The organism is Pontiella sulfatireligans, from assembly GCF_900890705.1.
GTDB lineage: Bacteria > Verrucomicrobiota > Kiritimatiellia > Kiritimatiellales > Pontiellaceae > Pontiella > Pontiella sulfatireligans.
In genome coordinates, this window is sequence record NZ_CAAHFH010000001.1 from 1,442,561 (window position 1) to 1,467,075 (window position 24,515).

Below are 24,515 nucleotides of genomic sequence, written 5' to 3' on the forward strand. Positions count from 1 at the left end.
CGACTCACCTTATATTCAACATCACCCTTTGTGAAACCCTTATCATGAGCGGCAAAAGCCAGTAATCGTTGGTTAACGATCTTTTTCCACGTCCTTCCAGTGTTGTTCCAACTGCTTCTTCAGCTCCTGCGCCTTTTCCGGATATTGATCGATTACGTTGTTTTGTTCTCCGATATCTTTTTTCAAATTGAAGAGCTGTTCGACCTTCACGTTTACCTCTCCATTCGGCACCTCGACCCCGCTTCCATATTTATCTGCGAAACGGTATTTCCAATCGCCGACACGAATCGCCTGCCCGTTCATATAGATAAAATTCTTCCGGAGCGCCTGTTGGTCTTCGGCTCCTAGTAAAACTTGACTGATATCCATGCCGTCCAGTTTGCGATCCGTTGGAAGCTCGCTTCCTGTCACCTTGGCCAACGTCGGAAAAAGGTCGAGAGCAGTTGCATTATAATCGGAAACCACACCGGATGGAATATGGCCCTGCCACCAGAAGACACCCGGGACACGGTGGCCGCCTTCGTAACTGCTTCGCTTCCCCGCTCTCAGTGGACCGGCACTTCCGCCGTCATCACCCCGCTGAAGCCATGGGCCGTTGTCAGACGTGAAGATGACTAGTGTCTTTTCCTCCAATCCGCGCTCACGCAGGGCCTGTAATATCTGCCCGACCGACCAATCAATTTCCGTCATGACATCACCATACAGTCCCCGCTCCGTTTTTCCTTTGAAGGGTTCCGATGCTGCAAGCGGCGTATGGGGCATCGAATGCGCAAGATAGATAAAGAAGGGCTGCTCCTTATTTGTATCGATCCATTGAATTGCTCTTTCGGTGTAACGACGCGTGAGTTGCGATTGATCAGCGGGCCACTCAATTACCTCGTTGTTTAACACAAGAGGAGGCATGTGTTTGAATGCGCGACCTTCCTTTTGAGCCACTTTCCAATGCTTCCCTTGAGGCTGGTAGGCTTTGTAATCCTCGAGGGTCATCCCCCCGAGGAACTTCACGTTGTCGGCCAGTGGCATTCCACCATCGTGGCACATATCATTGCTATATGGGAGGCCGAGGTAAGCGTCGAATCCTTGCGCGGTCGGGAGATATTCAGGGAGATGTCCCAAATGCCATTTCCCGATGGCCGCCGTTGCGTAGCCCTGGGCCTTGAGCATCTCCGCCAGGGTCACTTCGCTTGGTGGCATCCCGTCGCTACTGTAGGGCCAGAACACACTTCCGCGATTTCCCCAGCGCGCGGCATATCGCCCGGTAAGCAACCCCGCCCGGGACGGTGTACACACCGAGTGCGCCGCATAAAATTCCGTAAAGCGCATGCCCTCCGCAGCCATGCGATCAATTTCAGCCGTTACAAACCCCTCCGCTCCATAAGAGGAAAGATCCCCATAGCCTTGGTCATCCGTAAAGATAACAATGATATTTGGTTTTCCGGCCGGTGCTGCGAAGCCGCAGCATGCTAAACAGCTGACGAATATTAGGGAGGAAGGAAGAGTTTTCATATTAAATAATCTGTCGGTTAATGGATGGAAATTCACTTTTTCAGGTGATTGGAGAGCTCGTGACTGTAGATCGAATCTACCTGAAGAACTAGTTTATCCTGACCGTCATATCGGATCAGTCATTTGAAGCCACAGGAGCGGTTCCTGATGCCTCCCAGTTGCAATTACTCACGACTCCGGAAAACTTTGCTAAGTTGCCATTATAATCACCCATTAACAAGGTATAAGCCATACCGGCATCCGATGCGTCCAGTCCCTTTCTGTTCGCATTTTTCGGGTTTTCATTCTGAAAGAAATCGGTAAAAACGACAAATCGGTTATGCATCCATTGGAACGCTTCGTCATCGGAGTCTTTCATCCACGCCACGAAGTCCCAGGCTTCCATATTCGTTTTGCTGCCGAACCGATCCCTGCCCTGAGCTCCGGTGAAGTAGAACCCGACACCATACTCCTCTACACACATCTGTGCGCCGGCCGCAGCTCGCTTGTTTCCCGAAATCGCATCGATTTCATTTCTCCACTTATTCGACTGTTCATTGACTCCGGAATGGGAAACCAGAATCGTGTTGCGCAGGTTTTCTGCCGTAGCGCCCCGATGTGTGACGGCCTCTTGAAGAACCCGGTAGGCGAATTCAAAGGGACCGGCCTGAATCCAGAAAAAACGGTTTGTTTCACTGCTGGCCAACACTTCCTGAATGGCCGACTCAAAAGCCGCGTCATATCCAGGATATACGCCCGAAGCGGCATGACCGGGACGAAGGGCGTTTGCTGGACTTTTGCCGGTATTCGTATCCGATGCCCACAGATCATAAAACAGGTTCGTATCCAACCCGAACCGAGTCGCCGCCCCCAGCGTGCTCTCATTATTCTCCCGCATTTTTTTCGTATTGAATTGGTCCAGCCGATTATTATACGAAAAATGAACCAGCTGATCACGATATCCACTGGCCGCAATAATGCACAACGCGACCGGCGTTGCACACCAGTCATCCGGATCATTATTATTCCCATCTGCACTCCAGCCAATCCGGTCGGTAGTTCGTACCGAGGGCACAGACAGTTCATAGGGTGTCAATTTATCGGTTACTCTGGGTTCATCATCTTGACCTATATAGTCAAATTCTGCAGAAGCCGCCATACTCAGCAGTACAGCCGCCACAAATACATAAACCAGCTGTCTCCCTTTTTTTTGCGTATTCATCTTTATCGTTTTCATGTTTCCTTTTTTTTATTATCTAAATACCTGAAAGAAGAGAGTCCGTGATCTATGGCATTACATTCAACGGCAGATAAAAAACGCGGGTAGTCATTTACCGTCTTTTTAACGAGAAAATCGGAGATGAAAAACCATGAACACTTTTTACAATGTGTTCATGATTTTGAACATCTGAGGGACATTATGCGATAAGCGGCCCTAGGAGTTCCATGGATTGTTTGTACACCTCGAATCCATCCGGGCCGCCTTTCTCGAGGTTCACATAGCCATTGTAGCGATTTTCTTTCATCGCGTTGATGATCGCCGGAAGATCAACCACACCGGTTCCCGGCACACAGGGACCGCTCTTCACTTTACCGAGTTCCCCTTTCACATCTTTAAAATGCATGTGGGTGACGTGCTCTTTATTATTCAAATAGCCCTGCAACGGATCTTCGCCGTTTATAAAGCTGTTTCCCGTATCAAAACAAACCTTCAGATCCGGCACCTCGGCAATGGCTTCCGAAAAATGGGCCGATGTTTTGAACGGTGCCGTTGGACTGTTGTGCGTTTCTATCGTCACTTCAATGCCCGCCGCATTGGCAAGCGGCATGGCATCCTTGAGCCCCTCGATCATCCATTTCCGATTTGTATCCGAATCATTACCCGAACGTACTCCGCCCTGGTTGAGCATAATCCGGTCCGAACCCAGGGTGTGGGCAACCTCCAGACGATTTTTAAATTCTTCCACACCGACTATACGCTCTTTGGCATCCGGTGATTCAAGCTGACCAACCCCCATCGTAAAGCAAATGGTTTTCAGTCCATGGTCATCGGTTATCTTCCGAATATTTTCCCAGGACTTATGGTATCCGGTCCCGATAAAATCCAGCCCATCGATACCCAGAGATTTGGTTCTTCGGCAGATTTCAACCAGATCCATTTCCTCTCTGGTCCAAGGGCAATTCATCAAGGTATAGAGATACATTGAAAACTGGATGTTTCCTTTTTTATGATCCGCCGCCAAAAGCGACTTCGGTGCCGCTACAGCAGCACTGGTGCATACCGCCGCAGCCCCAACCGTCGTCGAAAACCTTCGACGTGATAGATTTTGTTTTGTCATCATGTTCACCTTTTCATCGTTCTAGAATTATCGATCAAATAAAACTGAACCATATTGGAATCCGATTTACTCAACACACGGCCTCAAACGTTCAACATTCAGCGTCATTTTCATCTGACCCACACGCTCGAAAGGTTCAGCTCTCGAACTCAAGCATCCGTTGTCTAGGTCGCCCCACCCCCACCAACAAAGGAGTTATCGGGGGCGTCATCATTTTTCCAAAGATTGGAAGTTTCCCTGATATGGAGAGGCGCCGGTACGGCGACATATATACGCAACGCATTCCTCAAAGTGTAGCATGCTCTTCTTTGCGGGACGCAAAGGGCGTGTATCCGAGGTTCAGGGGCAAGCCCTCCTCATACTTCGGAGAAACCGGACCTCCCACCTGCTACGCCAGAGGAGCCGTTTTAACCTACTCATGGAGTTACTCTTTGACACATTGCCGTTCTCAAAATCCATCATGTGGAATCGAGTGCATGATCTTTACCTTTGATCCGGCCTTATTGATAAAGGCCTCTCCATCGGAAGGGTTTTTCTTTTTGATGGCGCCGATAATTTCAGCCCCGTCGATCCCCTCTCCGAAATAGCCGTATAACCCTGATTCGTACCCGCCGGCAATCGGGCTTCTGATCGGTTCGCCGAAGCGCATTCCTACCGCTTTTAAAGTGCCGCCGGTTTGTTTGATGCCATAGTCCAGCCCAAAGCTCGCGAAACTCGAAAACAAGAAGTAGAAATCACCACTGTGCATCTCGATCCCGGTTTCTGCGCAGGGGTTGTGACCCCATCCCAGCAGGCTGTAAAATTGCGCTTTCCCTTTCACGCCGTCGCGGATATCGAGATACCGTCGCCGCGCATCCATTTCCATGGAAACAATCTGGAAATTCACAAATTGCGCATCATCGCCGACGTCATCAAACACCATCGACACGCCGCTATGGTCAATGCCGTGGGCAATCAAGGTTCCATTGATTCCACCGTGCTCCGGATTACCGATAAAATGAATGCCGGTTTTGGTTCCGAACGAAAAATTCTGCAGCATGTTTTCCTGTTCTGAATAACCGAAAACAAATCCGGTCAGCGTGTACCGGACGACGTCCCGCAGTTCCCGGCTGCCGCCCGGGCTGTCGGGGTACCCCGACCATCCCCAGAACGATGGGTTCCACTGCACATTTTTTACAAACCCTTTTCCGAAACAGTTATCGATGTAGAGGCCCGTTTTCAGCACCGCTCCACATAAATAATCAATATTATGCCCCGTGCTGTCATACGTTCCAAAATCGGCGCCTTTGTAGGAATTAACCAGCAGCACATCTTTCATACGGACATTAGGGCCGAGCGACTGGACCGTCCAGGGATACGGAGTAAAGGCTTTGCTTTTTTCGTAGTCCGACCATTTCTGTTCAGGATAATAAATGGTCAGCCCGCGCAGCGATGCTCCCGCATTTAATCGGATAAACGGGGCGCCTTGTTCATCGCCCTTCCCAGGAAACGCAAACAGCTCGCTTCCCCTCTGTCCGCTATACACTTTTTTATTGGACTGTTTTCTCCAGCTGTTTCCATTTTTGGTGTGATGACAATTCTCAAACACCCCGCGCACTTCAATATTGGACGGAATAATCAGTTCCTTCTTCAGAACATATTTTCCAACCGGAATATAAACGGTTCCGCCCCCGTTTTTCTCGGCCGCGTTTAAGGCTTTGACGAATGCTGTTGAATCATCTGTAACCGCATCCCCTTTGGCCCCGAAATCGCGCACATTAAAAAGATCGGCCTTTTCCGGCTTATAGATCGCGTCCGGATATTCGAACCGGGATAGATCGCATTGTTTAAGATCCAGACCGGTATGATCAATAATGACTTCCGCACGTTTGGTTGTGTTATTTCCAATGTCCGGAACCCCTTTAAATCGGTTGCCCAATACAGCTGCACTCTTAATTCCATTCCCCAGATAAATATGATTCCCCGATTGTGAAAAATCGTTCTGAATCAACTGAATGACACCGGATTCGGCATACACCGCATAGCCATCATCCGCCCAACCGTTAAACGAGCACCCGGACATGCTGACCACACCCAGGGACGCTTCCGACAGCACGCAATATTTAAACGAGCCTTCAAACGTAATATTTAAAAACTGAGCCACACTCTTTAAAGGCGCCGTGACTTTAATACCGATCGCATTTTTCAGACGGGAGCGAATATACACATCCGTATCGGCCCATCCGCATCGGTTGACATCCCCCACCTGCATACCGATAAAATTATCAATCAGCTTTAGATTCACAAAACCGCCATTGGGACCCCGATCTTCGGTCTTGATTTTGGAGCGACTGACCTCGATGCCCGTATGGAACCCCTCAATGACCCAATCATACATCCACGTCCAGTCATAATGGGTGATCACCGCGCCCGTGGATTCCTTCAATAGATGTTTTTTCAGCGCGACCTGCTCAGCCGGTGTTTTAGGCGATCCGGGAAGATTCGACTCCATCCAGTATTTCGGGCGCATATATATTTTCTGCAGCTTCTGGCAGTCATAGATCTCATCCCGTAGGAATCCTGTATGCAGCGTGGTCATAAACAGGTTTTTTATGGTCAGCAACTGATTATGGCTCGGACCGGCCTGAATACCGTTCCATGAATTGTAAACGGTGATGTTTTCCAACCCGGCGCTCAGCCCTGAGCGTTGTTGTATGGTCCAGGCATACGGCACCGGTTCAGCAAAGTTCTGTTCCGGATACCAAAGCGCAAGGTCCTTCAGTCCACAGCTTTCTCCCAGCGTGATGAAGGGCTCAGCGTCAGGCTCTCCTCTGCCATAATAGATGGCAAATAGCGTAGACGTTCGCGGAAGGTTTTCGACATCAGGACTACTCCATTCCCCCCGCAGATGTACCCCCGACTTTAAAATCAGCCGATCTCTAAAAACATAATATCCAGCCGGAACAAAAATGACTCCGCCACCATCCTGCTCACAGGCATCAATGGCTTTCTGAAAGCTTTGGGTATCATCGTCCTTATCATTGGCAATTACGCCGTAGTCGCGCACATCATGTGTCGCGATAACATAGTCCTGCGTCTCGAATTGTGTCTCGTTGATGCGCGGCGTTCCCGGCTCCGGTCGTTTGGCCTGAGCCGCAAATGTAATCTGGAACGACAGGATGAAAAACGCCATCGGCAACAGCATCGGTTTAACTAATGGTTTAATCTGCATGGTCTTTCTTTCCTTATAATCTTATTCCGCGGCATAAAATCAACCTCTGGAATTGCGTATGTACAATTTATCCCCATTAAAGGCGGTGCAAGCTTTTTTGATCACCCCAGATGGCTTACTGCGAAAGCATAGGCTCCCAGAGCTGTGGCGCGGCTGATGCCGAGGGTGGACAATCCCACACCAATCCGCGGCAGCGCGTCATAGGTTACGGTCGCTGATGACTGCGGCACAGCCAAGGTGCGCGGATCGCCCTTGCTGAAGGCGGCTATGGCCGCATCATCTTCCAGATAGCTTGCATGGAAGGGCATTCGCTGTAGCTGCGCCCCGTGGAGGTGGCCGATCCGACCGTTGAGTTCTGCCATAACGGCGGGCATGAATAAGTCAGCAGCACCACTGATCCCACCGCCGATGACCACGAGCCCGTCGATGAGACTGGCGGTATTTGCAATCGCATCGCCCAGCACCTGGCCCATGAGTGCAAAAGCTTCACATGCTGCTTTCGAATCCCCTTCGGCTTCTCCTTTGGCAATACGGTAGAGCACATCCGGTGCGGGAACGTCGGTCAGATCCTGCCCCGTCTTTTGAGCATAGAAAACACGGAGCTTGTCCCTGCCGATCCCGGCATCGGCGCAGCAGTCGGTCTGGACCTTGTTGCGCATCAGCCAAATCTCGGCCGTATTGGAGTTATCCCCCAACAGAAGCTGCCCGCCGCAAACGATACCGCAGCCGAAACCGGTTCCGAGGGTGAGCCCGATCAGGTTTTCGAAACGTTTGCTCCCGCCATGTGCCTGGATCTGCTGGTTGACGTCGGGGAGAAAACCAAAGACATATTCCCCAAGAGCAAAGAGGTTGCCGTCGTTATTGATGAAAACGGGCAATCCGAAAACCTCCTGAAGGAAGGGGCCGAGCGCCACCCCGCCGCGAAAGGCCGGCAGGTTGGGCAGGTCGCCGATGATGCCCTGTTTGTAATCCGCGGGGCCGGGAAAGGCAAAGGAGATGGCATCGGCCTGTCCCGGAATCTGTTCCAGCACCTTGCGAAAGCCGCGTTCGAGTTGTTGCAGACAGGGTTCGAGTTCATCGGCCACACTCGGGAGAATCACGGCCTCGGCGACCTCGCGTCCTCCCTGCAAAGCTGAAAATTCCAACGTCGTTCCCCCGGCATCAAGGGTCAGTACCACACGGTTATCCTGTTCATAAGCCGCGTTATCTCTTAGCTGCATTGGAACTCCTTTCCCAACCTTCGGTATTTACTGGGTGTCAATGGATTGTAATCCAGTTTCTCAATCGGAATGTCGCTTTTGACAGAGAAAACAAATTGCTCAATGGCCTCAATATTATCCGGCGCATCCGTGAAGTTTTTTATCAAGGGGATACGCACGGTCACATGCGAATGCCGCTCGGCCAGATATCGGAAATTTTCCAGAATGATCGTATTGTCTTCTCCCGTGCACTGCCGATGGGCCTGCCCATCCCAAAGTTTGAGATCAACCAGAAAGTGGTCAACCAGGGGGATCACCGTATCCACTGTTTCCCGAGGTGCAAAAAGGCAGGTTTCCATGGCGGTCGACAGTCCACTATCCTTGCAGGCCTTTAGGATTTCCCGACAGAAGGACGCCTGTTGGAGGGGCTCCCCCCCGCTTAACGTGACACCGCCGCCGGACATCTCATAGAACAGCCGATCCTTCTCAACCTCCTCCATGACTTCGCCGACCGTCACCTCCCTGCCGGCCCATTCCAGGGCATGGGTGGGACAACGGCTCACGCAGTCAGAGTTGAGCGCGCAACGTTCCCGATTGATCTGAATAAAAGATCCTCCGGATGGATCTGCGCGCAAGGCCTTTTCCTGACAGACCTCCACACACTGCCCGCAACGGATGCAGCGACTTTCATGGTACCAAAGTTGAATTCCGGGTTCGATGCCCTCGGGGTTATGGCACCAGTGGCAGGCCAAGGGACAGCCTTTCAGGAAAACCGTGGTGCGGATACCCGGACCGTCGTGCACGGCGAAGCGTTTGATATCAAAAATTGTTCCGCGTACCATAGGTTCGTTAATCTCCAAAAGTCGTGCGTGCCATGATCTCGTCCTGCAAGTCCTCGGCGAGTTCCGTGAAATAGGCCGTGTAGCCGGCGACGCGCACGGTGAGCCCCCGGTAGGCATCGGGATTCCGTTGTGCGTCCAATAGATCCTCCCTGCGCAACACATTGAACTGTACATGGTGAATGCCCATCCGGACGAAGGCCTTGAGCAGGGCCAAGAACTGTTTCCGCCCCTGCCGCGTCTTAAAGAACACCGGCAGGAACTTCATGTTTAAAAGGGTTCCGTTACTCGCCCGGTGCGAAGCCGCGCGGGCTACGGAACGAAGCACCGCCGTGGGTCCCAGGCAATCGCGGCCGTACATGGGGGACATGCCGCCGTCGGCCAAAGGGCTTTCGGCCAACCGTCCGTCCGGTGTGGCAGCGACGTTTTTTCCCATGGGCACATGGGCCGATACGGTATAGAGACCCATGTGGTAGGGTCCGCCGCGCACATTGGTGAACCGCTGCAACTGGTCGGCAAAGAACGTCAGCCACCGGGCTCCCAGCTCGTCCACCCATACCACGTCGTTGCCGTACTTGGGTGCCTGATGCAGACAGACCTGTTGCAAGGTTTCCTCCCCTTGGAAGTTATTCCGGCAGGCCGCGAGCAGTTCCTCCCGGGATAGTCGCCGCTCCCCATAGACCAACTGTTTCAATACGGCCAAACTGTCCGCCACATTGGCGACCTGAATGGCCTGGATGCCGGAGAGGTTGTAAACCGCCCCGCCGGCGGTGACATCCAGTCCCCTTGCCATGCAATCGTCGACGACCGTGGAGAGGAAGGGAGAGGGCAGGTGTTTTTGGTGCATGGCTTCGATCCACTCGCAGACCTTGATCATCTTGTCGACGAAGAACTGTATCTGGCGGCCATAGGCTTCTTCCAAATCCACATAGCTGTCATAGTCCGAAAGATCTCCCGTCTCCAAGCCCATGCGCTGCCCGGTCAGCATGCACCGGCCGTTGTTCAGGGTCAGCTCCAGCGCTTTGACCAGATTAAACATGGCCGCATCGCTCCATCCCAGATTGTTGCCCTGGGTGGTGAGTTCCACGCAGCCCACCACGGCATAGTTCATGGCATCCCGGTGACTGATGCCCTGGGATTCCAGGGCGGGAACAATGCTTTCGTCGTTGAAGATCTGCGGCATGCCGCTGCCCAAACCGATCACACGGGTACAGGCATCCACAAAATCGTCGGGCGAGTTTTTATGAAGCCGGGCGGATAGGTTGGGCTGGGGCAATCCGATATGTTCCTGCGCCTTGAGGAAGAGATAGGAAAGCGAGTTGGTCGCATCCGCACCCCTATCGGTCTGTCCGCCGATGGCCACATTAAAACCAATGGGAAAGCCCGCAAAAAAACGGGCGCTATGGGCGTTGCGCATATAGACAATCTGATTGAACTTGATCCAGATCGATTCGATCAGCTCCAACGCCGCTTGCTCGGTGAGTCCCCCATCCCGCACATCCCGTTCGTAGTAGGGATAGAGATACTGGTCCATGCGTCCCGGCGAAAACGAGGATGCATTGGATTCCATGTGGAGGATTACGAATAGGAACCAAACGGATTGGAGCGCCTCACGAAACGACGCCGGCGGCCCCTCGGCAAGCTGTCGGCAAACGTCAGCGACCTTCCTCAAATTCCCCGAGATCGCTTCATCCGTCCCGGATTGAGCGAGCTGATCGGCCAGGTCCGCATATCGTTTGATGAAGCAGATCGCCCCCTCTAAAACCAGACAGACGCCTTGGTAGAATTCCACCTTTTCGGCTGAAGCCTGCGTCTGCTTTTCTCTTGCCTGCTGCAGCAGTCCTGTGGGGCCATGGCGCAGCCAGCTGGCCACATGGGGACAGATGTGCCCCTGAGCATGATCCTTCTGGTTGATTTTCACAACCTTCTCAATGGCCTTAATCTCCGCACCGTATTGTGCGTAGATATCGTCCTCCAAATTTTTGCCCCGCCAATAGGGTAGAATGGCCGTACGAAAGTCATGGATATCCTGTTCACGAACTTCAAAGGTGTCCTGCGGGCGGGTCGGGAGGGTCTCTATCTCCTCCTCAAGCCAGCTGATTCCTGCCTCTGGAAAAACCACACCTGCACGTCCATCGGGTGTGCGGTTGCCTACGATCAATTCCTCGGGATCAATGGCAATGGGCATCTCCTCCAAGGCGCATGCCAGGGCCCGGGCGCGTTTGAGATTTACGGGCAGATCGGGCGACTTCCGATAGACGCGCGTTATAATCCTGGCCTGCTCCAGAGACAAATAACGAGGCGATGCAAGCGCCCGCTCTCTAAGCGCCTTTATTCGTTCCGTCATGTTTAGATCTAACAGCTGTTTCATAATAGTCACTTTTGTCTGGCCTCGGGCTTATTCCACGGCATAAACCCAGCCCCCCGAGCTCAGTGTGTAAACCTTGTCGCCATAAAATGCCATACAAGCTTCTTCCATGCGATTTTCCATTCTGAATTTCCAGAAACATTCCGTGGAGCCGTCACCATTGCCTTTTTCATCCAGGCTGTACAAATAGGGAGAAGTCAGCGAGCCGACATAGACTCTATCGCCTGCAACCAAAGGCGCCGTGTGGCCGCCGCCGGGATGGGTCCAGACGATTTCCTGCGTATCCAGATTGATGCGGTAGACATTGCAATACACCGGCGTGCTGCCCAGCATCCGGCCGATCATCGCGGATGCGAAGACATGATTATCCTTAAAGGCTGGAGTCACATTGAAGATCGATGCTTCTACATAAATATTCCACTCCAGCTCGCCGGTCTTGGCATCCAGACATCGGAACTCGTTGCCAGGCGACGGGAAGTAGAGTTTCCCTTCATGGGCGATCATGGCGCCGGAATCGGAACCGTGATCGAAATATTTACTCCAGTTCACCTTTCCTGTGTGCAGATCAAAGTTATAAATAAACCGGTCCCATCCCCCGAAGGTCACCGTGCCGTTATCGATTGTCGGTTCGGTGCACAGCGAACTGTTGGTGCGGTGCCGCCAAACAATTGCGCCGGTCTCTGCATCCAGACAGGTTGCGTATCCGTCAATACACGGCACCAGCACTTTGCCCTCGGCAATGTTGCACGATCCCCATACCCAGCCGATCGACTGCTTCCAGATCTTTTGCCCCGTTTTGGCATCCAGGCAGTAGAAATATTCCTCCACGCCCTGCTGGCCGACATAGATTTTTCCGTTCGAATAAGAAGGTGCCACCGAGACGGCCGCTCCTAGCTCGAAGCGCCACAACTCCTCTCCGGTTTCAGCGTCAACGCCATGTGTAAACCGCGACGGCGTACCGAAGAAAATGGTTCCATCCGCCGCGGTAACCTTCGACTGGAAGTAGGCTCCGCCGGCAACCTGTTCCAATAGAATCCTGTGTTCCCCATCGTACGCACATTCAATGAGGCTCTTTTTCCAGAGCAAATCCCCTGCATCGCTGTAACACCAAAGAAACAGATCCGTGGTTGAAACCAGAATCCTGTTTTGGCTACAGGTCAGATCCGCTAGCGTCTGGTGGGTGCCGACTTTTTTCTCCCAGATTTTCTCAGCCTTCCTACCTGTGTTCTTGAGACAGGTCAGGGTGCCGTCGAACGAACAAACATAGATTTGATCGCCGGCAACGACAGGCCTGGAACGGATCCAGTCGTTGCATTTATATTTCCACTCAACGCGGCCGTCTTCGGCATTCAGGCAATAGAGAAATGTGTCCGCACTGCCGATATATACTTTACCTTCGGCACAAACCGGCGGGGAGAAATTTATCATCGCCCGTTTTTCCGGCGCATCCGTCTTGAACGTCCACAGCACCGTTCCGTCTTCCTCTGACAGACAATAGATCATCCCGCCGTTGGAACCGAAGATCACATTTCCATCCGCAATCAGGGGCGTCTTGTTTACGCCGCCTTCGGCCTGGAACTGCCAACGAACCGAACCGGGGCGCTCGCCCTTAACCGGAGACCGCAGATTCATACAGAATATATTTCCGTTCATGGTTCCGGTGACCACGGTATTTCCCTTGAGCACCGGCTCGCACATTGTTGCGCCCGTATACTGGTTCCACATGGTTCTGCCATAGGCAATATCCCGACAGGTCAGCCGATTAAAAGCTCCACTTACCGGCGGATTTTCGTGGATATCATGCGGCCCGTTCGGGAATACAATAAAGCGTTCGTTCGCCACAATCGGGGCATAACCGGTCCGGTAATCCACATGGCCTGTTTCAACACGTTTTTCGATCTCACCTGTTTTTTTATCAATCACCATCGCATAGCGCGTATCGCCTTTATTGCCGCGCGATCCGATATCACGCACAACGATTTTATCTTTCAGCACGCGCGGTGTGGAGCCAGCGGCCGGCGTCCAATAGAGTTGGTCCTGAACAATGTCCGCCAGTTGCTTGGTGGTCCAACGCTCTTCTCCGGTCTCAAGGTCAAGGCTGTACATCATCGTGCGCATGCCGGGGGAAATGGCATAGACGATCCCATTTTCCACCACGGGCTGTGCATAAGCCGCAAAACCGACCGGAAACTTCCAGGCCTCTTTGCCGGCCAACACCACATCAGTTTCCACAAACCCTTTATGCTGATTATTTTTTTGGTAGAGCGGCCAGTTTTCTTTCCGAACATTGGACGTTTTGTTTCCACCCTTTGGAACCGCGCTGTCAGTCCGGACAACCGGTTCGGGGCTCAGCTGATTGCATTCCGCATAGAGGACATCGAGAATTTCATAGCCTCGATCAATCGCCGGAAACATCTCGGCTTCCTGTTTAACAGTCAATGGTTTTTCTTTTCCCCCCAGATGCATCAGGTTCCAGGGGGAATTTTTCTTATAAATCTCCGACACCTCCAGGAACGCTTCCGTATTGGCGCCCATCTGTTGAAGACTGCAGACCCACTGCTTCAGCATAAACAGCCTGAGCTTGTAGTTTTCACGGTTGGTTTTATCGAAAGCAATGGATTGGCGGATCGCATCCAGCTCGTCGTGACCGGTCGTCTTAAATTCAGCGACAGCACTCCAGGCGCCCAAACTGAGTATAAGGGTTAAACTCAGCGCACAGCGCGATCCTCTCGAAGCCTTCAACCCACCTTTCATATCAACGTTCCCTTATGCGGTATCCATGGGCCGAAACAAGTAACCCCTGCCTTTGATTCAAAGGCAGGGGATTTTGATTAAACTTCTATTTGATACTGCATGCCGCTTTTTTGCGGATATCGCGTGAAGAGCTGCCGAGGAGCAGGTCGAATTGCCCCGGCTCCACCACCCAGCTTTCGGTCGACTCGTCGAAAAAGGCAAATGAGCGATCATCGAGTTCCAGCGTTACGCTTTGAGTTTCTCCAGGCTGAAGAGCGATCTTCTTAAATGCCTTCAGCTCCTTCTTCGGGCGCGGCACGCTGCATTCAACATCGTGAACATAGAGCTGTACCACTTCGGCACCAGCTCGTTTCCCGGAGTTAGTAACATCGAACGTAACCTTAGCCGTCTGCCCTTTTACTTCGACCTTCGGCTCACCGTATTCAAAGGAGGTGTAGCTCAGTCCGTGTCCAAACGGGAACTGCGGTTCAATGTTGTGCTCATCGAAGTAGCGATAGCCGACAAAGATGCCTTCCTTGTATTCGATTTCCTTCAGATCCGCGCCCCAATACCCTTCCGGATACTGCGCAACCGTTTTCGGAATCGATACCGTCAACTTACCGTTCGGATTGGCATCGCCAAAAAGGATCTCCGCCAGCGCTTTACCGGCCTGTTCACCCGGATACATGGCCTGAATCACCGAAGGAACACCACCAATCCAGTCTTCCATGCCCACACCGGCGGTAAAGGTAATGGCCGCAACCTTGCTGTTTACTTTAGACACGGCATTGATCAGATTTTCCTGCGCTTCACTCAGTTGCAGTCCCTGATAACGGTCGCGTCCTTCGCGCTCCATGTTTCCGGAGTTACCCACACAGAGAATAACCGCGTCAGATGTTTTGGCCAACTCAACGGCCTCCTGGGTCCACGCGATATTTTCATAGTCCCACCAAAGCTTCATGATGCCTTTACGGCCGATTTTTTCGTATTCAACACGAATATCATGCGGCCCTTCGGTCAGCTCGATTTTAACCTGTTGCGCCCACCGATTGTTAATATCTCTACCGGTGAACACTTTTTTACCGTCAATGTATAGGGAAGCCCGACCTTCGAAGCGAACTTCCATCATATACTCGCGTGTCACAGGAGCATTCAGCTGGCCCTCCCAACGGACGGAAAACTTTTGATCCGAACCCATTCGGCGGCCGGCTTCAGGAATCAGCGGATCCTTATCCCACTGGAAAGAGATGGAGGAATCCACAGCGCTGCGCTGCTCTTTTTTAAAACCGATGCCGTCGTAATAAACGGCGCTGAGCCCCGGCTTACCCTCTTTCGTGGTTAGGTATTTTGAAGCAATCGGTCCGCAGCCGAATTCGGCATAGGCCCCTGGTGCATAGACGACTTCCACCGCATCACCGAGATAGGCTTGAATGCCTTTCAGCGGGGTGATCATATCCTCCTGGTCCGCCTTCACATTGGCGCTTCCGCCGAGCTGGAACAACGTGTAGTCGTATTTTCCTTCATCAAAATGTTTACCGTAGTCCCCATGCGGGCCAATCACCGCAACTTTCTTAACCGCAGCCTTATCAAACGGGAGTACCCCGTCTTCATTCTTAAGCAGCACAATCGAGTTGAGGGCCAGCTCGTGCGCCAAGGCTTTCATCGGAGCGCTTTTGAAAACCGACTTCGGCGGGTTTTTGAAATCCGGGTCAAAACATTTTGCAACGTACATGGTACGCAGAATATTGCTCACGCGTTCGTCAATCAGCTCCATCGAAACTTCGCCGGACTCCACCGCCGCTTTGAGTTTTTTGCCGTACCAGCTTGTTCGCGGCATTTCCAGATCCAGACCGGCCTTGACCGAGTCCACGGTTGAATGGGTACCGCCCCAATCGGACAAAACAAAGCCCTTGAAGCCCCAGCGTTTGCGCAGCGTTGTATCGAGTACATACGGATTTTCAGCCGCCCATTTACCGTTAATTTTATTATATGAACTCATGATGCCCATGGCATCCGCTTCGGTAACGGCATATTCGAATCCCGGGAAATAGATTTCGTTTAAGGCACGATGACTCACCTTTACATCAAGGAACCCGCGCGACCACTCCTGGTTGTTACAGATCAGATGCTTCAAGGTAACGATGACCTGCTCATCCTGCAGTCCCTTTACAAAAGGAACAGCAATGCGGGCATTGAGGAAGGGATCTTCCGTGAAGTATTCGGTTGAACGGCCACAGCGCAGATCGCGCACAATATTGAAGGCTGGACCAGCCACGGCGTGGTTGCCCATGCTGCGGATCTCCTGCCCCATACCGTGGGCAACCTTTTCGACCAGTTCCGGATCCCAGGAGGCGGCGTAGTTCATAGATACCCCCATAAAGGTTCCCGGGGTGACTGTCCGACGGCCGGTCTCTGGATCCGGATAAATTGGCCGCGCGCCATGCGGACCGTGGGCAACCATATAAGGCGGAATGTTCAGACGTTCAATCGGCGGTGGCCCGTCATAGCCCAGCTTGATAGGGTCCCCGTGCATGAACACCATCTTTTCATCCAGTGTCATCTGCTCAACAAGTTTCGCCACATTCGCGTCAATTTCGGCAAGGTTTTCCCCCGCAAGAATCGTATCTCCGGCATGGGCACAAAGACCACCGGCCATTAAAACAGTCGCCACAACTGCGATCTTTTTATTTAATATTCTATTCATCATTTTTTCTCCATTAGCAAATCATTCCCCTCTTCTGAAGAGGCGGAATTTCATTTCAATACGACTTTTTTACCGGTCCGGCTGCTTTCCTTTGCCGCTTCCAGAATTTCAACCACCGCCAAATTAATTTCAGGGGATGACAAATCGGTTTTCCCAACCTTTGTATCCCCCCTGATCGCGGACACAAAAAAAGTAAACGGATCAGAAAAGGGTGCGCTTTCCTTCGGTATAATTTTGGTTTGCTCCGGAACTCTTTTTTCAAACCGATACCGAATCGTTTCTTTGTCATCCAGCAACGCATATCCGGTTGTTCCATACAGATGCATATCCTTGCGGCTGAAGGGCCAGTTCCACGAGGCATGAATCACACCTTCCATGGTCGGATACGATAGAACAATCGTCGCATCATCATCCACCTTGGGATATACGTCGGGCTTATACTGCTTCAAACTGGCGTACACACTAACGGGCCGCTCCCCTTTCATCAGCCATGTGATCAGATCCGCGCCATAACACCCGAAATCCGTAACAGCGCCACCGCCGTTAAGAACGGGATCAGTCAGCCAATCGAGGAACTCTTCATTGACGCGGATTTCCTTCGGCCCCGTATGCCCGTCATAGACAATGATTTTCCGTAAGTCGCCCAGTTCTCCACGCTCAACCATTTCGAACCCCGCATGATTCGAGGGATACCAGGAGGTTTCATAATTGGTCAGCAACAGGGTTCCCGCTGCTTTGCTCAGTTCAATCATCTTCGCAGCATGTTCAACTGAAACGGCCAGCGGCTTTTCGACCATCACATGAATGCCTCGCGAGGCGCAGGCCTCTACCACCGCCAAATGCTCACAAATCGAAGTATACGTGACCACCGCCTCGGGCTTCGTCTGATCCAGCATGTCTTCCAGCGAATCAAAGATCAGGCTTTTATCGATTTTGAACTTAGTGGCATATCGCTCTGCAAGAGCCGCGTCCCGCTCTGCAATTCCGACAATTTTAATATCAGTTCGCTCCTGATCCCTAAGCAAAAGCAAAACATGGGAATGCGACAATCCGGCCACGCCAATCTTTACCGGTTCTTTTGAAAAGGAAGTCCCAGCAACAGCAAGAAAACACAATAAAGTTTGACACAGCTTATTCATACAATGCCTTCATTAAGGTCTCATTCCATGCACGGGCATTCGGCCAGTCGATGCCGCCCGACTGAATGGTTGAACAGGTTTCCTTGAGCAAGTTCAGCCAGCGGCTGTTTCTCCATTCATGCAAATTCAACGGATCAATATAACCATGCTTCTGAACAAATTCAGGTCGTGCCATCAGATTCCGACGCAGTGTATCTGCATTCGTTTTATTTTCCTGAAGCCATTTTTTCCAATGTCTGGATTCCACATCAGTAGGATCACGGCCCAGCATCTCAACAAATGCCATCCTCACCACGGCAAGGACTTCGTCATCCGGATAAGGCTGATCGCGATACCCCAGCGCATTCCGGGAATCCCTGGGGCTGCGACTTGCGCGCAGCACCGCGGTAAGGCTGTTTGTCATCGGCACGAAATCCGACTGCAATTCACTGTTTCCAATGTTCTGCGGATCGTACATGAACGCCATCGGGGCATCGGGCGGCTTGCCCGGAAGTCCGTCCCCTAAACCGGAATAGGTTGCATCGCTGGTATTGCCTTTAATTTCAAAATTATCGACCCCGCGAACAACATATCCGTATCCGGCGGCTCCGCCACTGATATGATTATTCAGTACCCGCGCGCCCAGCAACGTGGTGCCGTCAAAGCCGGCATTCCACGGACTTCCACCCATTGGAAACCCCGCATGAATGCGGCCTCCAGCAGCCACAATCAGATTATCCTCAACCACAATGCCGCGATAATCATAGGTTCTTTTTTCAGCATCCAGTTCGTAATAGCCAAAGGGATCAATCAGGACAATGCCGCCCAGCATCTCACGGGAGAGTGCGACAATTACATTATCCTTCACCAACGACCCGGGCGCGCCCTGAAGCATGATTCCATCATCGGTCGCATCAATAATCAGGTTGTTCAGGATTTTAGTATCCCGACTTGCCGATGAAATCCCATCGCCCCAACCAAATGGTTTTTCGTAGGGCGATCGTCCATTACCACGAATATCGGCTCCGGCGGAAAATACAACGTTGTCGCGGATGACAATAGCCGCCCCACCTTCCTGCACATGAATGGCCCCCCAGCCTCCGGCGCAGCGACCATCGATGACAATGCAGTTGCGGATTTCCTGACCCACTGCCCCTTCTCCGCCAAACGACAGCATCGGCTCGCCGGTCAGCTTTCCTTCCAAGGATTGGAAACCCGGCCGATTCCCATCCAGAATCAGCTTCGATAGTGTGGCGCCGGAAATTCCATGCGCGTTAATCAATGCGCCCTGCCCCCCATCAGCCATCACGATTTTTGCATAGTCCGCGGCCGTCTTTGCCCCTAGGGTCTCTATTCGTTGCCCAGCCTTATGAAATGTCAGACATTCAGTAAGTCTGACCACCTGCCCGGGTTGCAGCTCGATATTTTTTCCGGCATCCAGTTTCGCCTGCAGAGGGTGTATTTCCCCATATCCATTGCGGGTCAGCAAACTGGAGAACAACAGGACGCATCCCATTACCCCAACCTTCAGTATAGAGTTTATTACATACATTCGCCCCTTATTGCATATTGTTAACAATCCGTCAAGGTTTCAATAATAGATTCTAACTCGTTTCCACGGATAAAAACGTACTTAACAAACTATGTAATTTTGGTCGTTCCTACCCCAACCGACTCTATAAACCGAAATACGTCAGCAACGAATATTTCGAGGAAATGGATTAGTTGCTTTTCCTACATTCGTTGCAGCTTCCCCCTCTTGATCCGGTAGTCCCTATAGAATGAAACTCCCCGCAGCAAGCAACGGGGTATTAACCTAAGTGCTTATGAAAAGGGGCGGAAGTGAGAATGGTCGCCCCTCGCTCATGCTCATTTTCACACTTTAAACTTTCACGACGACCGCCAGATTGTTAACATTCTGCATTAAAACAAGGAGTGTGGTTATGGAAGAACAAGTCGGGCTTGGGCCCAAGCGGTCGTATGGGGTAAAATGTATCTTTCTAAAATTGTGTGTAACATGCTTTATATTTTCCGCCTGCGTTGCGGGAGCAACCAACCATCCGCCAAATGTTGTATTTATTTATGCGGACGATCTCGGCTATGCGGACATCGGATACAACGCGCCGGCCGGCAGCCTGGCTTACACGCCGAATATTGACCGCATCTGCAATGAAGGCATCTATCTTTCCAACTACCTGACGCATCATGTCTGCACGCCCAGCCGGGCCGGCGTGTTGACCGGTCGGCATTATACGCGGGTCGGGGCAGGGATTAATGTAAACGGCACACTGGACAACAGCGTTCCGAATATTGCCAAGGATTTCCAGGCGGCGGGTTACGCCACGGGCTGTTTTGGAAAATGGCACAGCAGTGATCCCAATGAACCCACCAATGGGAAAAGTCAGGTCGTTAACTATAATGATGTAGCGGTCTACAGCGATGTGCATCAGATGAATACCGCCCCATTAGATAACGGCCTGTTTGATAAAAGTTTTCCCAGGGCGTGGGGCGAAGGCGTCAATGCCTACGGCTTTGATCGCTATGTCGGGTTTTACAGCGGTCTGGTCGATTATTTTGATAAATTCATCAATTTTTATCATGACGTTAACTGGTGGCATGACGGAGATTACGTGCCTGATGAACCGGGCTATCTGACGGATCTGCTTTCACAGCATTCGCTGGCGTTTGTTGAAACCAACCAGGCCAATCCGTTCTTCTGCTACGTTCCTCACGGGTGCGTGCATGCGCCCTATGATATTATGCGCTCCGACCTGGAGGAGATGTGCAACATCATCGATGATGAGCATCCCACGCTGGCCTGGACCAACGTCATGATGCTTGCCAGCCCGTTGACGGGCGCTCTGATCCGGGATGCGGACGAAATGCGCTGCACCCCCGATTTCGAGTTTGATAGAGAAGCGCTGGATGGGCAAATCAATGGGTTCGCTGATCTGGTTTATTATACCATGATTTATTCGATGGATAAATCAGTCGGTGCCATGCTGGACAAGCTCGACGAGCTGGTCGCGGTAGGGACGGTCGTCACCGACCGCCCCCCGCACAGATCCGTACGTGCGACATTAACGCATACGGCTCCTACCTCAAGTAATGGCGTTTTGAGCGGAAAACCTGTATCGAAGCCATTTCCTTTTGATGCCCACTACGCAACCTGTAAATTCATTCGATGCGACTATTCGGCTCTGAGTCCTTGCCGCAGCTTCATTCACTGATTTCCTCTTGGTTGACTTCCTTTCCTCCATCTGCTCCGCAGAAACCGAAGCCTCCTTGTTCGCAAACTTCTCAGGTACTATGAAGTCATCCGACTTCTCGGGGGAACTCATCGCTGGTATTCGGCGATTAGCCTTTTCCAGCGATGCCTCTACCAGGTGCTTCAAGCTTGGCGAGCCTCCTTCCCGAGATCTCCCGATTTCCGCGCGGAGAGTGTCCACACAGGCCAAGGTTCTTTGACTCCGCCAGAGTGGTATGCCACTCGCGATTACGCGGCATTCCATTTCGCGTCCCCTGCAGTCCACTGGGTATGCCATCTGGTAACTGGTGATTTCGGAGCTCAATAATTCGGCTTATGCTTTCCCCTGTCAACGCTTCGCCACGTCCTCGCGGATCGTCGACGCATGACTCGGGGCCATTGTTTCTCGCTAAGATTTCAATGTAAGACTCTTTCATTCTCTACTCTCCGCCGACTTTAATCGGCGCTTTCGGACTGACCACCAACACCATTGTTGTGTTCAGCAGTGACAATGGCGGAGTAATCGGTCGAGGGGATAATGGCCTGTTCCGAGGGGGGAAAACCCAGGTTTGGGAAGGTGGCATTCATGTGCCCGCGGCAATCTGGTGGCCGGGTATGTTGGATGCAAATCAAGCGCCTTATAGCTCCGGGGACAATGTTTACAGCAACCTCACGCAATACATCGACTGGTATCCCACGCTGATCAATATGACGGGGCAGCCCCTGTACGGCACGGATCTTGACGGAATTAATTTAACCTCGAACCTGTTCAGCCGGACATCGGCCCGGCTGGGTTATGAGGGTTGCTATTTCGGTCTTGACGACTATTGGGCATCGACGCGAAATGAGCGTTGGAAGCTACACTTCAACCGGCTGGTCGGCGACGACCATGTGCTGGAATTGTATGACCTGTGGACCGACATTGGGGAAGCAACAAACGTTGCCTCGGTCTTTACCTCCGAACGTGACGCGTTGATCGCGCGGCAGGATCAGTGGTTTGGCTCCGGCGATGTTACGGCCAGTTTTATGCCGCTGACCGGTGACAGCCTGCCCCCCTATACAAACCCCGCACCTTTCGGCGATATTCTCGAAATAACGGCGACGCAAACGGAATCGATTTCAAATCCGAACAACGGCGTCTCGGTTGGCTTTTCCGACCCCTCCTTCAAATCACTCAATGCATACGATATTCATATTCAGGCCAGCGACGTGATCGAATATGACCTCTATGTGGCCGCTGATTCCGACCAGGTGAGTGGTTTTTTCTGCTCTCCTTCCCGCAGCTCGAAACCGTTGTTCAGTACAGAGCGAGGCATCCATTCCTCCGGCAGCATGCTCAATCTCTATTCGATGCCAAAAGGAGAATGGATACGCGTTGCAGCAGGGGTCGGAGATATTGCCCCATCGACGGCCAGGCCACAGTACATCGGTCTTTTCAACAGTTCTCCGGGAACCTACCACTTCTACATCGACAATGTCGTCATCCGCAGAAAAGACGGAACCATCCGGGCCATGGTCTGGAATAACGGAAATGATTCCGACCCGACTCCGAGCTATTATTATAACCGTGTAAAATATAACACATTAGCCGAGGCGAGCGCTGTCGCAGGTTTCCCGTTCAGCGACATCAGCTTAAGCACGACCGACCTCAGCACGCTGGATGTTGTTGATCCGGGCACAGGAACGAATCAAGTGACCGTAACCCCGGCGACCGGAATCGGCATCGACTATCCGGTCTGGGCCGACAACGCCACCGACACCACCGGAAATGGATCGAACAATTCAACCGGTAACGCGCAGGTGGGCGATGTGTTCGGCGATGACAATGTACGCCGATCTATTTTTGCTTTTGATGTTGATGACACCATCACACCCGACAAAATCGAATCCGCTGTGCTGAAGCTTTACTACCGAGGAGCAAACGCCAATGCAGAGGCAACGGGTGGAGCAGTCTCGCTCTATCACAGCGAAGCCGCGGATGTCTGGAGCGGAAGCCCGCTCTCTGAGCAGAGGGACTGGTTTAATCTGGGCGGATGGACGAACACTGGACTTAATGTGGTTGCAACGCCTACGGAAGACATCGGATATAAAGAAATAGACGTTACCGCCGAGATCCTCGCGGATCTGAACAATGATCCCGGCCGTCCAGCCATCGACGGAGGCTCAAACAAAGTGATGTCCCACTTTCTGATTCGCTGGGACAACGAAGGCACGTTCGACGCGGACCTGACCTTCGACGCGGTTGAAGGTTCCGTTGGGGATCCGATTCTTGAATTAAATTTCAAACCGGTATCTTCTCCCGCAAGCAGCGAATCAAGCTACACTGAATGGATTACCGGAATCGAAGGTCTGAACGAAATAGATCCTGCCGGAGCCGGGCCAACAAACGCATGGCCATTGATTTTGGAATATGGATTAGGAAGTGATCCCGCCACCTACACGGCTGGATTCATGCGGGGCACCAATGCCCCGATGGCGCAGCAGCTTGGAAGCTATGCGATTCAGGACAACGTTCTGACCATGAGTTTTGATTTCAACCGCAATGCCGGCGATATTGAAGTCGTTGTCAGCGAATCCACGAATCTGATCGACTGGGCAGATACGCTGGTGCTTCAGCCGCCCTATTCCGATACCGCGCTTCTTTCCACAAACCCGATGGTACTGAGCATTTCCGACAACGCGGCAACCAATGGTTATTCCGGCGAAACCACTCGGGTAACCGCCCGAAGCGGAAATGCCGTGGATGATGAACCGAAGGGCTTTCTCAAGCTAGAAGTCAGACCTTCTATCGCGTCGGCAGCCACCCCGCTCTACCTCAACACCGTATCGCACAACGGCATTCTGCTCGAATGGAGCGGCAGCGAACAGGAGCTGTTTATCATTGAACGAGCGGCGGCGGGTTCGGGCTCATTTACCCAACTGGCCCAAACCGGTAATTACCAGTATACCGACACCTCGGCAATTGCGGGACAATCCTACAACTATCGCGTGCGCGCCGTGAATGCCGCCGGTGTCACCGAATGGTCCAATTTGGCGACAGCCATTCGCTAACGTTTAAATCATGCAACGCGTCCAGCCCGAAAGCTGGCTCCTTGAATTCCAATGTTTGGAAAAATATACCTGTAACTTTTCCAAACATTGGAAACGCAGTTCGGCGATAGAGATTATAGGTTTTAATTAAAAAATGAGACGGTCGCCGCCATAGCTGTTTCAAAGAAATCCTTATTGCTTAAAAACGAACTACAGCTGAACTTGATTACGCTAAAATCCCG

The 24,515-nt window shown here is 52.0% G+C and carries 13 protein-coding genes; 2 read left to right on the forward strand and 11 right to left on the reverse strand.

What is annotated here, in order from left to right; genetic code table 11:
- Positions 1 to 72 precede the first annotated feature (72 nt).
- The 11 genes from SCARR_RS04940 to SCARR_RS04990 form a co-directional block, all read right to left on the reverse strand.
- The gene (locus tag SCARR_RS04940) at positions 73 to 1,506 is read right to left on the reverse strand and encodes a sulfatase family protein (RefSeq protein ID WP_136060402.1); all 1,434 of its coding nucleotides are present in this window, start codon (positions 1,504 to 1,506) and stop codon (positions 73 to 75) included.
- Between the two features lie 115 nt (positions 1,507 to 1,621).
- Positions 1,622 to 2,722 carry a hypothetical protein gene (locus tag SCARR_RS04945; protein ID WP_136060403.1) on the reverse strand — a complete coding sequence of 367 codons (1,101 nt, stop codon included), beginning with the start codon at positions 2,720 to 2,722 and terminating at the stop codon, positions 1,622 to 1,624.
- A gap of 181 nt (positions 2,723 to 2,903) precedes the next feature.
- Positions 2,904 to 3,827: a sugar phosphate isomerase/epimerase family protein gene (locus tag SCARR_RS04950; protein ID WP_136060404.1), complete on the reverse strand. Its 924-nt coding sequence runs from the start codon at positions 3,825 to 3,827 to the stop codon at positions 2,904 to 2,906.
- Positions 3,828 to 4,272: 445 nt separating this feature from the next.
- On the reverse strand, positions 4,273 to 7,035 hold the full coding sequence (locus SCARR_RS04955; RefSeq protein WP_136060405.1) for a glycosyl hydrolase family 28-related protein: 2,763 nt from the start codon (positions 7,033 to 7,035) through the stop codon (positions 4,273 to 4,275).
- 101 nt (positions 7,036 to 7,136) lie between these two features.
- Positions 7,137 to 8,255 carry an ROK family protein gene (locus SCARR_RS04960; protein ID WP_136060406.1) on the reverse strand — a complete coding sequence of 373 codons (1,119 nt, stop codon included), beginning with the start codon at positions 8,253 to 8,255 and terminating at the stop codon, positions 7,137 to 7,139.
- Positions 8,246 to 9,076, reverse strand: a complete 831-nt coding sequence (locus SCARR_RS04965) for a glycyl-radical enzyme activating protein (protein WP_168433005.1) — start codon at positions 9,074 to 9,076, stop codon at positions 8,246 to 8,248. Before SCARR_RS04965 ends, SCARR_RS04960 begins: the two co-directional genes overlap by 10 nt.
- 7 nt (positions 9,077 to 9,083) lie before the next feature.
- Positions 9,084 to 11,444 carry a glycyl radical protein gene (locus SCARR_RS04970; RefSeq protein ID WP_222846180.1) on the reverse strand — a complete coding sequence of 787 codons (2,361 nt, stop codon included), beginning with the start codon at positions 11,442 to 11,444 and terminating at the stop codon, positions 9,084 to 9,086.
- A 27-nt stretch (positions 11,445 to 11,471) separates the two neighbouring features.
- The gene (locus SCARR_RS04975; RefSeq protein ID WP_136060408.1) at positions 11,472 to 14,195 is read right to left on the reverse strand and encodes an outer membrane protein assembly factor BamB family protein; all 2,724 of its coding nucleotides are present in this window, start codon (positions 14,193 to 14,195) and stop codon (positions 11,472 to 11,474) included.
- Positions 14,196 to 14,280: 85 nt separating this feature from the next.
- A complete protein-coding gene (locus SCARR_RS04980) occupies positions 14,281 to 16,881 on the reverse strand; it encodes a glycoside hydrolase family 3 C-terminal domain-containing protein (RefSeq protein ID WP_136060409.1) in 2,601 nt (866 codons plus the stop codon).
- Between the two features lie 47 nt (positions 16,882 to 16,928).
- Positions 16,929 to 18,017, reverse strand: a complete 1,089-nt coding sequence (locus SCARR_RS04985) for a Gfo/Idh/MocA family protein (protein ID WP_136060410.1) — start codon at positions 18,015 to 18,017, stop codon at positions 16,929 to 16,931.
- The gene (locus SCARR_RS04990; RefSeq protein WP_168433006.1) at positions 18,010 to 19,512 is read right to left on the reverse strand and encodes a right-handed parallel beta-helix repeat-containing protein; all 1,503 of its coding nucleotides are present in this window, start codon (positions 19,510 to 19,512) and stop codon (positions 18,010 to 18,012) included. Before SCARR_RS04990 ends, SCARR_RS04985 begins: the two co-directional genes overlap by 8 nt.
- A 427-nt stretch (positions 19,513 to 19,939) precedes the next feature.
- Between SCARR_RS04990 and SCARR_RS04995 the strand changes: the two genes are divergently transcribed.
- Both SCARR_RS04995 and SCARR_RS05000 read left to right on the forward strand, forming a co-directional pair.
- Positions 19,940 to 21,226, forward strand: a complete 1,287-nt coding sequence (locus SCARR_RS04995; RefSeq protein ID WP_136060412.1) for a sulfatase-like hydrolase/transferase — start codon at positions 19,940 to 19,942, stop codon at positions 21,224 to 21,226.
- A 491-nt stretch (positions 21,227 to 21,717) separates the two neighbouring features.
- Positions 21,718 to 24,294, forward strand: a complete 2,577-nt coding sequence (locus tag SCARR_RS05000; RefSeq protein WP_281281167.1) for a sulfatase-like hydrolase/transferase — start codon at positions 21,718 to 21,720, stop codon at positions 24,292 to 24,294.
- The last annotated feature ends 221 nt before the right edge of the window (positions 24,295 to 24,515 follow it).

Coding starts and splice junctions, on each gene's coding strand:
- SCARR_RS04990 (WP_168433006.1), bottom strand. CDS start 19,512: ATGGGATGCGTCCTGTTGTTCTCCAGTTTGCTGACCCGCAATGGATAT.
- SCARR_RS04975 (WP_136060408.1), bottom strand. CDS start 14,195: ATGAAAGGTGGGTTGAAGGCTTCGAGAGGATCGCGCTGTGCGCTGAGT.
- SCARR_RS04945 (WP_136060403.1), bottom strand. CDS start 2,722: ATGAAAACGATAAAGATGAATACGCAAAAAAAAGGGAGACAGCTGGTT.
- SCARR_RS04965 (WP_168433005.1), bottom strand. CDS start 9,076: ATGGTACGCGGAACAATTTTTGATATCAAACGCTTCGCCGTGCACGAC.
- SCARR_RS04995 (WP_136060412.1), top strand. CDS start 19,940: ATGGAAGAACAAGTCGGGCTTGGGCCCAAGCGGTCGTATGGGGTAAAA.
- SCARR_RS04970 (WP_222846180.1), bottom strand. CDS start 11,444: ATGAAACAGCTGTTAGATCTAAACATGACGGAACGAATAAAGGCGCTT.
- SCARR_RS04940 (WP_136060402.1), bottom strand. CDS start 1,506: ATGAAAACTCTTCCTTCCTCCCTAATATTCGTCAGCTGTTTAGCATGC.
- SCARR_RS04955 (WP_136060405.1), bottom strand. CDS start 7,035: ATGCAGATTAAACCATTAGTTAAACCGATGCTGTTGCCGATGGCGTTT.
- SCARR_RS04985 (WP_136060410.1), bottom strand. CDS start 18,017: ATGAATAAGCTGTGTCAAACTTTATTGTGTTTTCTTGCTGTTGCTGGG.
- SCARR_RS04950 (WP_136060404.1), bottom strand. CDS start 3,827: ATGATGACAAAACAAAATCTATCACGTCGAAGGTTTTCGACGACGGTT.
- SCARR_RS04960 (WP_136060406.1), bottom strand. CDS start 8,255: ATGCAGCTAAGAGATAACGCGGCTTATGAACAGGATAACCGTGTGGTA.
- SCARR_RS04980 (WP_136060409.1), bottom strand. CDS start 16,881: ATGATGAATAGAATATTAAATAAAAAGATCGCAGTTGTGGCGACTGTT.